The organism is Paenibacillus sp. S02 (assembly GCF_019454065.1).
Lineage (GTDB): Bacteria > Bacillota > Bacilli > Paenibacillales > Paenibacillaceae > Paenibacillus > Paenibacillus polymyxa_B.
The window spans coordinates 1062582-1078248 of the sequence record NZ_CP073682.1 but is presented as its reverse complement, the minus strand read 5'-3'; the positions used below and the strand labels follow the sequence as shown (position 1 = coordinate 1078248).

General features: G+C 50.6%; 13 protein-coding genes and 1 pseudogene. All 14 read right to left on the bottom strand.

Translation table 11 applies throughout. From position 1 onward, the window contains the following. Window positions 1–78: 78 nt before the first annotated feature. Window positions 79–948: a DL-endopeptidase inhibitor IseA family protein gene (locus KAI36_RS04815; RefSeq protein ID WP_104496625.1), complete on the bottom strand. Its 870-nt coding sequence runs from the start codon at window positions 946–948 to the stop codon at window positions 79–81. Between the two features lie 111 nt (window positions 949–1059). Then, window positions 1060–1293, bottom strand: coding sequence for a hypothetical protein (locus KAI36_RS04810; protein ID WP_025722924.1), 234 nt, complete (start codon window positions 1291–1293; stop codon window positions 1060–1062). 175 nt (window positions 1294–1468) lie between these two features. Then, entirely contained in the window at window positions 1469–3334 is a 1866-nt protein-coding gene (locus tag KAI36_RS04805; protein WP_481856508.1) for a rhamnogalacturonan lyase, read from the bottom strand. 157 nt (window positions 3335–3491) lie between these two features. Further along, window positions 3492–4049 (bottom strand): SLOG family protein, encoded by a 558-nt coding sequence (locus KAI36_RS04800; RefSeq protein WP_025722922.1) that lies wholly within the window; start codon window positions 4047–4049, stop codon window positions 3492–3494. A 189-nt stretch (window positions 4050–4238) separates the two neighbouring features. Beyond that, window positions 4239–4451, bottom strand: a pseudogene (locus KAI36_RS27115) (hypothetical protein). A 6-nt stretch (window positions 4452–4457) separates the two neighbouring features. Continuing rightward, the gene (locus KAI36_RS04795; protein ID WP_220027106.1) at window positions 4458–4799 is read right to left on the bottom strand and encodes an iron-sulfur cluster biosynthesis family protein; all 342 of its coding nucleotides are present in this window, start codon (window positions 4797–4799) and stop codon (window positions 4458–4460) included. Between the two features lie 218 nt (window positions 4800–5017). Then, the gene (locus tag KAI36_RS04790) at window positions 5018–6940 is read right to left on the bottom strand and encodes an IucA/IucC family protein (RefSeq protein WP_220027105.1); all 1923 of its coding nucleotides are present in this window, start codon (window positions 6938–6940) and stop codon (window positions 5018–5020) included. Further along, on the bottom strand, window positions 6900–8153 hold the full coding sequence (locus KAI36_RS04785) for a type III PLP-dependent enzyme (RefSeq protein ID WP_258296098.1): 1254 nt from the start codon (window positions 8151–8153) through the stop codon (window positions 6900–6902). Before KAI36_RS04785 ends, KAI36_RS04790 begins: the two co-directional genes overlap by 41 nt. After that, window positions 8150–8926 (bottom strand): HpcH/HpaI aldolase family protein, encoded by a 777-nt coding sequence (locus tag KAI36_RS04780; RefSeq protein WP_220027104.1) that lies wholly within the window; start codon window positions 8924–8926, stop codon window positions 8150–8152. Before KAI36_RS04780 ends, KAI36_RS04785 begins: the two co-directional genes overlap by 4 nt. Next, window positions 8923–10707, bottom strand: a complete 1785-nt coding sequence (locus tag KAI36_RS04775; protein WP_220027103.1) for an IucA/IucC family protein — start codon at window positions 10705–10707, stop codon at window positions 8923–8925. Before KAI36_RS04775 ends, KAI36_RS04780 begins: the two co-directional genes overlap by 4 nt. Then, window positions 10695–12410, bottom strand: a complete 1716-nt coding sequence (locus tag KAI36_RS04770; RefSeq protein WP_258382312.1) for an IucA/IucC family protein — start codon at window positions 12408–12410, stop codon at window positions 10695–10697. The genes KAI36_RS04775 and KAI36_RS04770 overlap by 13 nt, the downstream gene beginning before the upstream one ends. Window positions 12411–12729: 319 nt before the next feature. Then, window positions 12730–13755, bottom strand: coding sequence for an ATP-grasp domain-containing protein (locus KAI36_RS04765; RefSeq protein ID WP_220027101.1), 1026 nt, complete (start codon window positions 13753–13755; stop codon window positions 12730–12732). A gap of 332 nt (window positions 13756–14087) precedes the next feature. Then, on the bottom strand, window positions 14088–14870 hold the full coding sequence (locus KAI36_RS04760) for an IucA/IucC family C-terminal-domain containing protein (RefSeq protein ID WP_258296094.1): 783 nt from the start codon (window positions 14868–14870) through the stop codon (window positions 14088–14090). After that, window positions 14839–15660, bottom strand: coding sequence for an ABC transporter ATP-binding protein (locus KAI36_RS04755; RefSeq protein WP_220027100.1), 822 nt, complete (start codon window positions 15658–15660; stop codon window positions 14839–14841). The genes KAI36_RS04760 and KAI36_RS04755 overlap by 32 nt, the downstream gene beginning before the upstream one ends. Window positions 15661–15667 lie beyond the last annotated feature (7 nt).

Below are 15667 nucleotides of genomic sequence, written 5' to 3'. Positions count from 1 at the left end.
CCTGCATTGAATTGGGGCTTATAAAACAAGCCCTTAACATCACTTTACCCCATATGAAGCCTGTTGCAAAATCTTAATTTAGAAAATAACATGCGGCGCGGAGCTGATTTTCCAGTAGCTACCGACCTTTTCAAAGTTTACGGTGATTTTCTCATTCGCCTGCTTGGTTTCTGCCGGATAAGGCACGGTCAGCAAGTAGCTGCGCTTCACCGGAGTCATGGTTACCATTTTCGCCGTAGCCCGGTTGAACTCTAGCAAATTGCCACCATCTGCGTTCAACTGAGCTAATCTGCCGTTAACTTCAACGAAAAATTTACCGACAAATTGCTCACTAGCCTGCTTTGTGTAGGCCTGCGTCAGATAACTGATCAATTTGGTCTTCGTGCCGATGTCCTCGGATAAATAGCGGTAGCTTTTACCGTTCAACTGGAACGACTCTCCCACCGGGCTGCCACCACTAATCGCATACTGATAACGAGACTGTGCCTCCAGCACAAGCGGAACCGCACTCTCGTGGTTCAGCTTGTCCAGCTGCGTCGGTTTCACGCTAGTAGCCGGGGCTATTGGCGCCGAAGTGGAAGGCTGTTGCGGCTTAGACGGCTTCACAGTCGACGGTACGGACGGAGCAGCCGCTGGTGCTACCGATGTAGATGGACGCTGTGCTGGTGCAGACGGAGCTACTGGTGTAGCGGCTTTGGCAGAACCTGCAGCTGCAGCCGGAGTCGAGGCTGCTGGAACCGACGGCGCTTGCGCAGGGGCTGGCATCGTAGCCGACGCAGACGCTGCGGGTGCTGGCACCTGGGCTGGGACGGATGCGGCCGGACTGGCAACGCTCGGTTGCGTCGCTTCCGCTGGAGCGGTCACGGCGGGTGCGGCAGCGGCGGCCTGTGCCACGCTCATAAGTGTGGCCGCAATGCATAGTGCGGATAGCTTCGTATTTATTTTCATACTCATATACACCTCCATAATCATATGTCTGCATAAACTGCACACGTTTCTATTATAAGAATTTCTCTTCTCGATTGGGTTGCTAAATTGTTTCTATTTGCCTTTTTTTGTTCATTCTGCACGAAGTTTGTCCGTATTTGCCGGGGACGGCTGTTCTGATTGTTTCAACTGCTTTGCCTCCATCTCTTCCAAGGATAGCGACAGTTGCTTAACAGATCGGTCCAGCTCCTCCAATCTGCGACTCAAAGTGAAGAGGATGTATTTTAACAGAATCAGACTTAATGCAGCAGGGAATCCGACATTAGTTACGAGCTCGATCATGCCTTCAGTCGTTAAAGAACTCACAGATTCCGCCTCCTTTTTCATACATATGTTCCATCAATAAGAACTAATGTTCCCATTTTTATGAAAATCATACGTTATCTTTTGGGCTCTCATGACAAAAAGAGCTCCAATTAGCCAGGAGCCCTCTCTGTTTTTGTTCATTCTACCTGCTTTCAGACTACTGTCGAACGACATATCAAGGAGTATATATATTCGGCTGCTGGGGCTTGGACATCCCTTCTCCGAGATAAAACCCGGTGTGCGGCGGCTGATTATAAGCTACGTTCTGCCAGGCAACACTGAGGCGATACACTGGATCATGCATAAGCGTATAGAATCGATGTTCTGACTCGTATGGTGTTGTGTAGATCCGCAGCGCCGAATTATCACTTTTGCGCCAAATGACTTCCTCACGCCAGTCACCGAACAGATCGGCCTGCAAGGACGGCGTTCCTTTGGTTCCGTTATTGGAACTCGTTCCTGTTGCCGTAAGCAAGTTGGAAGTAGTCGAGTTCGTATAGTTCCACTTGTCTATTTTCCCAGCGCTTGATGAGGTATGATCCAGCAGTTCACGGAGGAGATCCCCATCCCACCAGATGCCAAAATTAATGGAAGACGGTAGTGTGTTGGTGATGAGCTGCCCCTTGGCTGAACGCAAACCAATACCCGGTGCCCACTGCTCGTTCCCTTTGGTCCGCGGGTCAATGTCTGCCGACATGCCTCTTCCGGTATCCTTGCCTGTATTTACGCCCCATAAAATATTTCCATTACGCGGGTCGTACATGGCAGCTCCGTAGGTGGCATTTTTGTCCTCGTTCACCTTGAACACTTCATAACCTGAACGGTCGGGGTCCAGATCGCCAACATGAAGTGCATCTCCATGTCCCATCCCCGTGTTAGCCAGCTTCGCTCCGTTATCGTCTACAACCAGTGAGCCATACACGATCTCATCCTTATCATCTCCATCCACATCCGCCACGCTCAAACTGTGGTTCCCCTGTCCAGCCGTCCCGGCATTGGTGGAGCTGTTGCTGTCAAAGGTCCAGCGTCGGCTCAGGTTACCGTTCCGCCAATCATATGCGACCAGAACGGTGCGGGTGTAATAACCACGTGCCATCACTATGCTGGGTCTCACGCCATCCAGATAAGCAACCCCGGCAAGAAAACGATCTACACGGTTACCATAATTATCTCCCCAGCTCGATACCGTTCCGCGCGGTGGCACATAGTCAATCGTACTAAGAGCCTTGCCTGTATCACCTGAGAACACAGTTAGAAACTCAGAACCTTTCAAAATATATCCGCTCGTGTTTCGATGATCAGCCGAAGCGTCCCCAATCTTTACACCTGCACCATCCACCGTGCCGTCTGCTGTTTTACATACGATCTCTGCTTTACCATCTCCATCAAAATCGTAGACGAGAAATTGCGTGTAGTGAGCTCCAGCCCGTATGTTCCGTCCCAGGTCGATCCGCCATTTGCGTGTTCCATCCAGCTCGTAGCCATCCAAAAATACATTTCCCGTATAACCGGATTGCGAATTATCCTTGGCATTGGAAGGGTCCCATTTTAACACAATCTCATACTCGCCATCCCCATCCAGATCCCCTACGCTGGCATCATTGGCATGGTATGTGTAGTTCACATTATCTGGAGTTGTGCCTCCCGCGGGCTGCTGGATCGGAACATCCAGGTAGTTGTTGTTCCATACCTTCACCGCAGGAGAAGCGCCCTGCTCTGCTCCATTGACCACGGCACGAACGGTATACGAAGATGAGGTCGTACCTGCCTTGTCCAAAAAGTTGGTTCTCGATGTAATCGGCGCATCGTTCACCTTGCTTGTCCCTCTGTACAAATTAAAGCCGACCGAATCCGCTTCCGTGCCCAGCAAGCGCCAGCTCACCAGTACACCCTCAGGCACCTTAACAGCGACAGCTCCCCGGCTCAGCTTTTCCATTTGCCTCGTAGAGGCAGCAGAGACCTGGCTATCCATCGGGGTGACCACTCCACTCAACATTACACCGAGACAGAGCAACGCAGTATACCGAAACCTTTTGTTCATCTGAATCATTAGCTCCTTTCATGGTTTGTATTTTCAATAGATTTATTTTATGTGACTGATAAGTTATTGTTATTTAAATTTTATGATAGCGCTTACATAAATGTAAAGGGACGAATACGTCCTTTTTGTTCAAAAATCCGGGCTAATGCTTTAAAAATCAGAGGTCCATGAATAATCGTTCTTCATCCGCAATGCTCTGGATATCCTCCGAGCTGATGCTGATATACTGATAGCCCTCTGCCTGTTGTTTTTTCAATGCAAGTTCCTTCATAAAACGTGGGCTGCCCTCTCCCGCATCCTCATCGTAAACAAGCAATAAACCGTCTGTTTTGCGGAAAAGAAGTTCATCCCGTGCCTTAAGTTGCCATATTCCCTGATAAGGCTGGCGGCTGACTACTCCCACATAGTCAACTTCGGCACAAATCTGCTGAAAATATTCCTTTTTATCCTCTTTCCATTTTTCCTCCATATTTTGATAAGCCATCATAATAGAGCATTTGAGGTGGGGATATTGCTGTTTTAGTGCAGTAACGACCTCACAGGCCCACAAGTCCACCCCGTATTGGCCAGGGGTAATCACCCATTCCAGCCCTTCTTCGACCAGGGGAATAAGCCTGCCTGCAATCGCCTTTTTAATATATGGAATGCCTTCGTGCTTCTGATTGAAAATATTCAGCTCATGGGCACGATAGCCCGAAACAAGCAAGTTTTTCATCTTCTCAACGTCCTTCTCCGATTATCATAAAGGTTATTGTACCACTTCAGAGCAGACCACTAAACACTTCGTTTTTTGGAGGAACGAATTGAATATAACGCAAAAGACGAACCTCTTCCAATTGGGCTGGATCAGGTTCGTCTTTTGGAGTTTGGTACTAGTTCTGAATGGATGCTTTACCCATCGCTATTATCTATTCTGAGCATAATCCTCACTTGGTATTTTCGTTAAAACGACATACAGGCTGGACGTAGTATCTGCGCCGTTACGATAAGCAAAATGCTCGTCCCCAGTGATATGAATGATATCCCCTTTGACTACCGCCGCTTCCTTATGAATAATGCGTTTGGTGAATTAGTTCTCCTGATATTCTTGAAATTGGGTAAGATTATTCTTTTCCATTCCCTATCACTCCTCAGACGATTTTATGCGGACATCTTTAATTCTAAGGTTGCTACTAAATATACCGGCATCACTACTTAGCTTGAATGACGGGTAACTAGGGTCTGCCTCAAGCCGCATTCTGCCATCGAACTGCTGTTCCTGCTGCTGATCTACCCAAAAAGAATAAGGCTCAGACTGAACTACTTTATCAGTTGCATTCGGTGTAGTGACAACCAAGATGACGAGTACACCATTGCATCCACAATCCTCGGTGTCATAAAACAACTTGAACATTCCCGGTCTTCCTGAAAGGGCCAATTCTAGCCTTTCAACGGACAAGGAATCCAATTCTAAATGTATGCTCATGAGATGAATTCTCTCCTTTGTAAGTGAGATGTTTGGAGCCGTCAGCTCCATAAAGACTAAATTTTAACTATGTGTTCATTATAGTCATGTTTTCGTATGTGTCTATGTGACTGCACTCACTGCTATCAATGAACTCTTACATAAAAAGGAAACCCGATTACACCGGGTCACCTCCGTCATTTCTCATCTTAACTAAACCAACATTCTAGTCACAACTTCTATCCTTTGTAAAAAGGATTAAGACCTGTGCCTTTGCCTGATGGCATCGCCCCAGGCACACCGTCCGCTTCAAGCAGCGGACGGATTATGAGCTTCACCGGCCACTCCCTACTCTCGAATACCGCTTGGAACAGCTCGGCCCGGTCAGCTTCGGGAAGCGGCACCACCCGTAGCGCTTCCTTCCACGCCTGCTCGGTGATATCCCATAACTTCGCTTCAGGGATAGGATACACCTCGCTTAGCGCTTCCATAATCGCAGCCAGGTTCACCTGCGTGCCCAGCGACTGCACGTAGAAGATCAGCTTGCGGATCGTCTCATTATACAAGCTGTTCGAGTATCCCGGCCGGATATGATAACCTGGGTCCGCAATGCCGTGTTTGTCCAGATACGGCTGATGCAAACGTACGGAATCGTGGTCACGGAATAATAGGCCGTTCACCTGTCCGTCCCGCAGGACCACGCAGCAGTTCTGACCGTGAATTTCGGGTACAACGCCTACCTTGAACAGCCGCATCACCACATCATAGAATAACGCCGTCAGATCGGTGTAGAATCCTATAACCTCTTCACTAGTTAACTCTCTGCCCAGCAGGTCGGATAACATATGGCGACCTTCCAGCGTCACCCCAAGCGCAGCCATGGGAATGACCTGCACACCTTCTTCCAGCAACTTTGGCGGATAGATGCGAATCTGGGCGGCCAGATGGCGAGGATGATCATCGAACAATCCCATGGATTCAGGCATGTATCCCCACCAGTTCCGTTCCTCGCAGAGCCACACTTTACCTGTGAGCAATTCATCGCAGGCCACCGCCTGTCGTAACATCTTCTCCCCAGCCAGACCATTCAGCAGCTTCACCACCGGGAGATAGCGGGCGGCCCCGAGAGATAACACACTGACCGGAAGCTTGAGCATCTGTGTGGATTCCTCCATCGGGGCCATCGAGCGCAGGGACGATGTCGCCTGAACCTCTCCCAATTCAATATCCAGTACAGCGATGGTACCGTCCGCGATCTCTCCGTTGAAACGTGGCAAGATGATATGTTCCATCTGCCACGGATGTACTGGCATGGGCATGTATTCTTGCAGATTCAGGCCCTTCCGGGCCAATTCTGCTTCCAGCCTGCTCCGCTGTTCTTCATCCAGTACATCCAGTGTGGACAACCCTTCCTTACATCCCTGTTGTACGGCATCCCAACGCACCGCCACCCATCGCAGCGGGATTTCCTTCCTGAATTCCGCTGAATACCGGGTCACATCCGCTTCCGTGAATCCCACCTTGGCCTTGGAGCTGGGGTGAAATGGACGATCTCGCAAAGCTGCAACCTGCTCTCCCTTGATAAACCAATCGTAGGCATTGAACGGAACTTGTTCTCCCAGTCCTTGCACCTGCTGGAGTCCCAGTGCCAATTGCTCGGTGGCTATTTCCACGCCTGCCAAGAATTCCGCAACCCCGGGATGCGCATATGCTTCATCGGAAAGCGTCATCCGAAGCACAGCCTGTCCTACGACTGCCGGAGATTCAAGAAGCTTCCAGCCTCCATCCGGTTTCTCTCCATAGACGGGTGAACCTTGTACCCATTGATATCCCTGTCTTTTGCCTGCTTTCACCAGAAACAAAATCCCTTTCTGATGCAGCATAAGCTGTCCACTATGTCTACCTGCCCCATTCTCATCCTGCTTATCCTTACCTGCGACATTGCCGTCGGTTCCGTTACCCGTTCCCCATCCGCTCTGCGAAGGACCTCCATTACCATCCCCCAGAACCATTCGGCGGAACGGTTCAGGTGAAGTAGAGAGTTCAATGAACGGATGCCCTTCCAGCGGTAGCAATTGCTCGGCTAGAAATGCATTGATCAGATCCTCCATAATCCGGCGCTCAGCGTCTTGCAGACTGGAACGCTTCATCACTGTTGACATGGTTGTCGTCCTCCGTCAAATAATGGAATGCCGGGTGCGGATGGCCCAGAAAATCATGATGCGAAATGGTCCAGCAATAAGCTCCCGACTTCTCAAACACAACAATATCGCCTACACGCAGCCGCTCTACTTCCGCATCCGAATGCATACGATCCTTGGGCGTACACAGTTCTCCGACTATATGAACTTTGCTGTTCCATACCTCTGGTCTTGCGAACAGATGCCTCCACCGGTCCGTAGACATAATGTGAAACGGATGGTCGTGTCCCCATGATGCGGGCAGACGATTATGATGTGTACCCCCTCTTAACACGGCAAAATGCTGACCATGCGATGTTTTGATGTCCGTAACCTCTGCCGCATAATAACCGTGGTCAGCGACAAGCATGCGCCCCGGCTCAAAATACAACTGTATGCCGCGTGAAGCAAGGCGCCCTCTGGCTTCACTTCGCTCAATCAGGGATGTGAACAGGGACCAGTCAAACCCGGGGCTACCATCATAGGTGACGCCAAACCCGCCTCCGGCGTTAATTACTTCAAGATGCAGGTCATATGCCTGCTGCCACATCTCCGCCTTTTGCAAATACAGTTCGAACATCTCGGCATGTAGTCTCGCGTCCACATTGTTCGATAACGAGTGAAAATGAAATCCGCATAAACGCACCGTACCCGCGCCTTCCTCACGAATGACCCGGACTGCTTCCTCCACGCTCTCCTCATCCATGCCGAATGGACTCGGACCGCCGCCCATTACAATCCGGGTCCGCGGCAATGTGCTGCTTCTCAGATTGATCCGCAGCAGAATGCGGACTTCCTGCTCTCTCTTTGTAGCAATGGCGATGACACGCCGCAGTTCCAGCAGGCTCTCCACATGAATGAAACTCACCTGATGCTCGATAGCCTGCTTCAACTCATTCTCCTTTTTCCCTGGACCGCCAAACAGGATTGGAACCTCGCTACTTACACTCCTCACCTTGAGCAACTCACCAATGGAAGCTACCTCGAACCCGTGAACCCAGGGTAGCAAAGCCTCAATAATTCGGGGATCTGGATTGGCCTTTATGGCATAGAATAGCCGCGTGCCACTGGACAGCGTGTGCAGCATGTGACGGACCTGCTCCTGAATACCAGCCAGATCGTAGACATAAGCACATACCGGGTCTTCACTATCCCTTTGCAGTTCATGAATCATATTCCATACGCTTGATTTCAAGTCAGTCCACCCGCATTTCCATAGTCATTCCGTTTCTGTTCGTACGCCCGAAAAGCCGTATTCCGGTCATCGCCCAACACATATATGTATACCCCCCGTTCGGCCCACAGCGCCATGCCTTCCTTGCTTCTGGCCACTGTTGCATACGGTACCTGACACTGCTTTGCGGCTTCATGTAGTGCACCTAGCGAACGCTGCACGTCTGGATGTTCCGTCTGCCACGGTACGCCAAGTGATTGCGACAGGTCTGCCGCCCCCTCTAGTACCCAGCTCACCTGGGGATGAGACAGTATGCTCACACTTTGCCGGACGCCCTCCACACTTTCGATCATCGGTACAACCATCACCTGTTTATTCGCTTCCTGAATATATCCGGTGAGTGGATACTTGCCGAATACTCCCGGACGCCCACTGTTCAGACTCCGCATGCCAAGCGGATGATAATATACATGACGAACCGCTTCCTCCACCTGTTCCCGCTGTTCCACATGAGGAATGACAATGCCTTGTGCGCCGCAGTCCAATACCTTTAGAATCTCTGTTCGCTCTACCTTCGAGATGCGTACCAGCGGGGTCATTCCTGCCAGCTCCGTAGCACGAACCAGCTCTTCCACCGATTCCATATTCGTTGCGGCATGTTCCAGGTCGATAATTACAAAATCATACTCCGCATGTCCAATCATCTCAATGATGACCGGATGTGGGATAGAGACAAAGAGGCCAAACACCGGCTGTTTACGTACAATTTTCTCCTTCAGCGTGTTGGTTCTCATCCGAGAACGTCCTTCGCCAACTTCAGCGGATTGCTGGCCTTACGGAAATACAGTTCCCCATCCCCATACAGGCGGCGCTTGGTCATCTCTTCAATCAGCGCATCCTCGGCAAAAAGATCAAACCACTCGAACCGTTCCTCGTACTCCGGGTGCTCCCGCTGATAGTCCACAATCGTGGCCGCGCACAGCTGCCAGAACGCTTCTTCCGTCAGACCGAAATTCTCCAGCGTCAGCGCAATATCCGTCATGCAGATAAAAAAGAACGCATCATACGTATAGTCCCGGACTTCCGACACGTCACCCGCGTAGATAAAGGAATACCGATTGAATTTGCGATGGGTCTCCAGTTCGGGGTGCAGCTTCGGGGCTCGTTCTGGATTCAGCAGCTTCTCGGGTACATAGCGGACACCATCATGAAGGTCCTTGATGATGATCCGTTTCGGCAGATCATTTTCCAGCACCAAAATGATATTCTGGGCATGCGATTCCAGCGCGATGCCGTGTGCATAGAGCAGATGAATAATAGGCAGCGATACCGTTCGAACGAGGGCTTCACTCCACTTCTGAATGCCATGACGCTCAACTGCACCCTCGATAAACGGTACCCCGTTCGACTGTACCAGCATAAGTGCATTTAAGGGCCAGGCTGTCTCGCCTTCTTGCTGATGAACAGATACATTTTCACGCCAGATCGCCCCTATTGTGCCATACGCCCGTCCATACTGGATTGCAGGCAAGTTCTCGTACCGGAGCGAGAGTCCCATGATCTCTTTCAGAATGGCAAACTCTTCCCGTTGCAACAACTCATCCTCTCGAATGAGTGCTTCCAGCCAGTCGCTGATTAGCGGTGCATTCTGGGTCGTGTGCTGTGCCAAAATGCGTATGCTCGATGTATTGGTAATACTCAGCGACAGCTTGAGATACGGTGCCTTCGAATTCACCCGGTTCGACAGGGAACGAATGGACTGCTGGGCGCGATAGGTTGAGTCCGAAGGGCCGAGAAAAACGATATCTCTGTCCATTCGTTGCCGGGCAAACACCGATTCCAGCTGGTGTTCCCACTGCCACGGATGAACAGGAATGAATATATAGCGTTTACCCTCCGTGTCTTCCGACTGAAGTATCCGATTAAATCGGCTGATATCCTCCTCTGTGAGATGTTGTCTCACCAACTGTTCTGACGTGTAGCCTGTGGAAAGAGCCGTTTGCACAAGTCCTTCTTTCACGGCAATCCAGTATACGGTCACATCCGAGTTAAACTCTGGACCGTAAGCAAGATTGTCTTTTAGGGTGAAGCCAAGCCTCGACTTGTAGCTTGGATGGTAGAGATGACCGTCGCTCATATGGCTTTCGAGGGCATCATAGTGTAGGTCTTCACCCGGAATCTTCTCAGGCAGCAAAGCCCGGCACTGGCTGTCCTTCACCATCGTCTCCAGCAATTCCTGAATGAAGGCCGCCACATTCGCACCCTCCAGAAGGTTCAGCACCATTTCCTCCAGAAACAGATCCAGATCGGTGCAGGGAACGCCCTCTCTTCGAATCGAGCCCTTCGCCACCTTCACTCGGCCAAATGAAAATTTTCGCTCCGCCTCACAGCTGTATGTCACAGCCTGCCCTGACGTACTCCGCCCCACAGTACACCATTCGTTTTCCCCCACCTTACAGTCAAGGATACCCTCGAACCACATGGCTTCCAGCGCCTGCCGCATGATCCGTTCCTGTACATCCGTGTATACTGCCGTCTTGTGACCTTTCTCAGCCCTGTACCCTATGAACCCCACGCCACTTCACTCCCTATTCGGTTCATTATATTGCTCACCGGCACATACGCCGGGGTCTGACTAATCCCCCTGAGACAGCTCACCAGATTTTGTTTCGCCAGAAAACTGTCCGCGGTCAGCAAATGCTGCACGTACACGTTTCCAGTTCGATCTAGTTCCTTCACCAGCACTTCGCGGACCTCTGCCCAGAAATGCTCCTCCGGTACGTTCACATCCCTTGCCATCGCATGAATGAGGGAACCCAGATGATTGATGATAAAGTAATAGGATGTCCTCGCCCAAGCCTTGTCCCGTGGATAAAACAGCAATTTGGAGGGAGCGGTATCTTCCTCATGGATCAGCTCCGCATCGACACTGACTCCTTCCAAGTCGCGCACAATAAATGCCTCAGGCATTCCGTCCCTTAGCGTCACGAGAGTATTTTGCAAGTGAGCTTCAAAGTGAATGCCGCGCTCTCCAGCCGCTCGTACAATGGGCAGCAAAGACAAGGTCAGATAACGTGCAAACCAGCGCTCGGCTTCAGCACGTACGCCACCCAGCATCGTCATAAGTCGTGATCGCATTCCCGGCAAGGGGGCTTCTACCAGACTCGACAGGACATATGTACATTCCGGGTCAAACTCAATCGGTCTGTATGCGACGGTAAACAGACTCGTTAATTCTCCCTCCTGAAAGTCACAAGTGGCTACACCTGTCTCATAGGCAATCTGCGTATGCTGATCTGCACCGAAGCAATTCTGCTGCCTGACGTACCTGGAGGCGTCCAGCGTCCTTCGCATCTGCTCCGCACTATTGGTGCGAATCATGTTGGTAATCTGCATGTTCAGCGACAGCTTGATATTGCAATTCAGCTCTGGAATATAGACGGTGCGTACCGAGGAGGTCGGGTAGGCCTTCGGCCCGCCGCTGCCCATCGGAATGAGTTTCTTGTCCAGAATATACTGCTGGACCTCGGACAAGCCCAACACGTACGCATACTGCCAGGGATGGATAGGCAGTAGTTCATACTCATCCCCATGCTCACCGCACTCTACTTCCCAAGCTTGTTCCACATGCCCGTGCAGGCTGGCATGCAGTTTGATCCTAGTGTGATCATCCACCCATTCCTGCATGTACACATCCTTCCTCACAGCAACGTAACAGAGTTGGAACGAGGTACGCAGTTCTGGGCTGTACATCCGTACGTCGTGTTCGGTGAAGCCTTTGGAGTTTTTCGGAAACGGGTGAAAGGGATGACCATATACCAAAGACTGTTCGGAAGTACAGTAATCATACATGCCAAGTCCAGCAGCCTGCTCGATATACAGCACAAGATTATTCACGCTGTTATCTACCTTTTCCGCAAAATCACGCAAATCAGCCGCATGGGTCAACCTGCCTTGCTCATGCCGGCTGTTTCCAAACACCGTGTCTTCACTCAGCTCCAGTGTGATCCAGCGAACCAGGTCCTGATAATGCACCGCTTGCCCGCGCTGTTGTACGCTTCGGTACTCATGCTCTCCCATAGCCGAGTAATACGCTAATTGTCCGGTTATCATCACCCCGCTGGCCTGAAAAGCAACTGCGTACGTCATTGCATTCGGATCAATCTGAATGTCGCCCTCCTTCTCCACCGCAAGCTCTCGGATATAACAATTGAGCAGCAGCTTACAAGAGTGTATATTCGCCTGCTGCTCTGCTTCAGACCTGAGCCTGTTTTCCATCTCGAACAATGTTGCCAACCTTCTTTCGGGTTATAAATAAAACAAGGGACAAGGTCACAAGATGGCACAGCCGAGACCCATATTAATCTCTTTCAGTGCCGCCCATCTGGCCGTATCTGCTGGTGTTCTGACCCGTTGAACCATTAGCAGACTAATCATCCAAAGTACCTACACTGCTGACCAGCAGCGGAATGCTGGATGGATGCCACCGCTTGCGGCGGGCAGGCACGTACATTCGAATATACCGATCACACCATAGGAGCAAGAACAACGCAAAACGCAAGTGGGCCTTTCAGCCAGAACAAGCAATGATTTGCCCTTATTCTGCAATCGACTTTTCGAAATGATGTTCCATCTGAAAAAGATACTCCAGGTACAACCGGACGACATCACGTGTGGTCCCCCCAAAGGGGAAGACATGGTGGGTCAGGTCCGGCAATGCGTTGACTTCCAAAATGCCTCCCTGATCTCCTGTCAGCGGCTGGCGGATATTCTCACAACGGATATCAATGCCAGCCACATCAATCCGGAGGGCTCCTGCGGCCTCAATTGCCATTTGTGCATTGTCAGGAAGAATCGCTTCCGTACAGTCCATATAAAATTCACTGATGTTCCCGGCGGCCGAATTGCGAAGATCATATAGCTCGATCTCTCTTCCTGCCGCAGGTACCTCCTCCAGCGTGATTCCCTGTCCAAGCAGAACTTTTCGCAAAGGCTCTGCGTCTTCATCAATCTTGGGAAAGGCCTCGAACTTCCCTATACTGGTATGCTGGATTCGCTGCTGATTCAACATTCGAATCAACGCCCGGATGGTTGAGGTGCCGTCTCCTTCTACATAGACAGGTCGATACTCATTTACTGCCGCCACTTCCCCGTTAATGACCAGTACCCTGTAATCCACACCCGTTACGAATTGCTGCAGCATGATGCTGTTACTATGGGTACCCGCTCGGGCAATAGCCGCTTCCAGTTCCTCGTTTGTTCGAACGTCGAGTGTCACACCTACACTGCCGCTTGCGTCCAGCGGCTTCACTACAACGGAGCGATGCAGTTTCAGAAACTGCGTTGCCTTGTCACCCATTGCCTCGATAACGATAAACGGCGGCACAGGCATTCCACGCTCATGCAGTAGCATATTACAAACCTGCTTGTTCTTGGCGAGCAGTCCAGCGATCAAGGGTAGACGATGCGATCTGGTTTTATTAATGACTCTGCGCTTATCCCCATAGGATAATTCCAAAAAATCTTCACATTCTGCGAGAAGTGGCTCGCAGGTCATTCCCATTTCTCTTGCTTTGCTTATGATGAGTCGGTTTTGCAGATTATGAATTCCTTTCGGAAACAATGAAAATCCTCCCCGACCGAATGAAGGCGTTCGCTCCTGGTTGTGCTTTCATCGGATTGATTTGATGGAAATAATATTGATAATGATTATCAGTTTCAAACAAAATCTATTTTATGGCAATTTCAGTCACCTTGTCAATAATAAGCTTTTCAGGAAAAATAAGATGGTTTTTGCAGGGAGAGAATCCCCAAATGAAGGAATGTTCATGGAACAATGGGCACAACTAATAAGACAAGCTCTGAATTTCGTTATGTCATAAGCTTGCCTGTGCTATTCGCTGTATTGAGATGCAATGAAGTATAGGCTGGGGATGTGGATGATGATCATCGGCATTAATGCTTTAATTTGGGGCAGGTAGAGCAGTAATCTTGTGGATCATCTGCAGCGAGATAATAGAAACAACAGGTTGTGCGTACACGAATGGGTGTATCTGAAGCAGCTGTTGCCCGCTTGGGTGTGTTAAACTGCTTGAGCGGATTACGGGATTCACCGAAGAGATGTGCAGATGCATCACGAATTAGATAATGGAAGTCCTCTTCGACACGCTGTTTTTCTTCAGGCGTGGCTCCTTCAGCAAACTTGTTCTCATAGAGCCAGTATACATAAATGGCCGTGTTCTCCCACAGAACTGAACGGGAAATCCGGGTTGCCTTGGATAGCGATTGCCACACCTTGGCCAGATTACCGGCGAACATCTGTTCAATCACCTGATCTCTCCATTTGCCACGCTGATCCGCCTCTGGTGAGGTCGTCTGCCAATCGGTCAGACGAGCCTTGGGGAGCCACGCCTCCCCCTGATAACTGGATTCGATCGTGCCGTTGGTAATCTCATAATTCAGGCCTTTGTTGAAGCGTGACATGGCATAGAGGCCCGAAGCCAAAATCAAGTAAGCATACCGTTTAGCAAAGAGAGATACAGTAGCCGTTTGGGAGTCCGTCTCAAAGATGCTACTAACTCCTTGCAAATAGTTCAGGCTTTTGGACGGGTCCAGCAAGTCCGTAAATGGCATCGAAAATGTGCGATCTGTCGAAGGCTCCCAGGTCAGACGGTATTCGGCAGCCAAGGCCTGCATCTCTTGATCGTCAAGCCAAGTGGCTGTAGCGTTTGGTTTCATTTAACTTCCTTCCCTTCCCGTGCGGAATGCACATTGGTGTGCCAAACAGCGGATCAACCGCAATGTCGCACTCCATCTGGAAGACCGCGCGGACCATGTCCTGCGTAACAATGTCTTCCGGTTTTCCTTCCGCGTAGATGGACTTGTTGTGGACAGCCACAATATGGTGAGCATAGCGACACGCAAGATTCAGATCATGAAGGACCATCACTATGGTGCGTCCCTCCTGTTCATTCAAATCGAACAGTAGATCCAGAATATCAATCTGATGGGTCATATCCAGATAAGTCGTTGGTTCATCCAGCAGCAGGGTTTCTGTTCCCTGTGCGAGTGTCATCGCAATCCAGGCGCGCTGGCGTTGTCCGCCGGATAATGCGTCCACGGGCCGATCAGCCAGAGCAGTCAGATGTGTGGATTCCAGCGCGAGCCTGACCATGCGTTCGTCCTCGCAGGACCACTGTTTCAGCCATGTCTGGTGTGGGTACCGTCCTTGCCGAACCAGTTGGTTTACCGTCAGTCCCTCTGGAGCAGAAGGACCTTGCGGCAGAATGGACATACGTCTTGAAATTTCCTTGGTAGGCAACTTCGCAATCTCCTCGCCATCCAGCAGCACCGAGCCTGAACTGGACTTCAGCAGTCGCGCCATCGTTCGCAGCAAGGTGGACTTCCCGCAACCGTTGCTGCCAATCAGGACAGTAGTTTTCCCCTTGGGAATAGTCAGGTTCAGATTTTCAATAATAGGCTCTGCGCCATAGGCGATCGTAAGGTCCTTGGCTTCCAGAATACTCACGGCATTC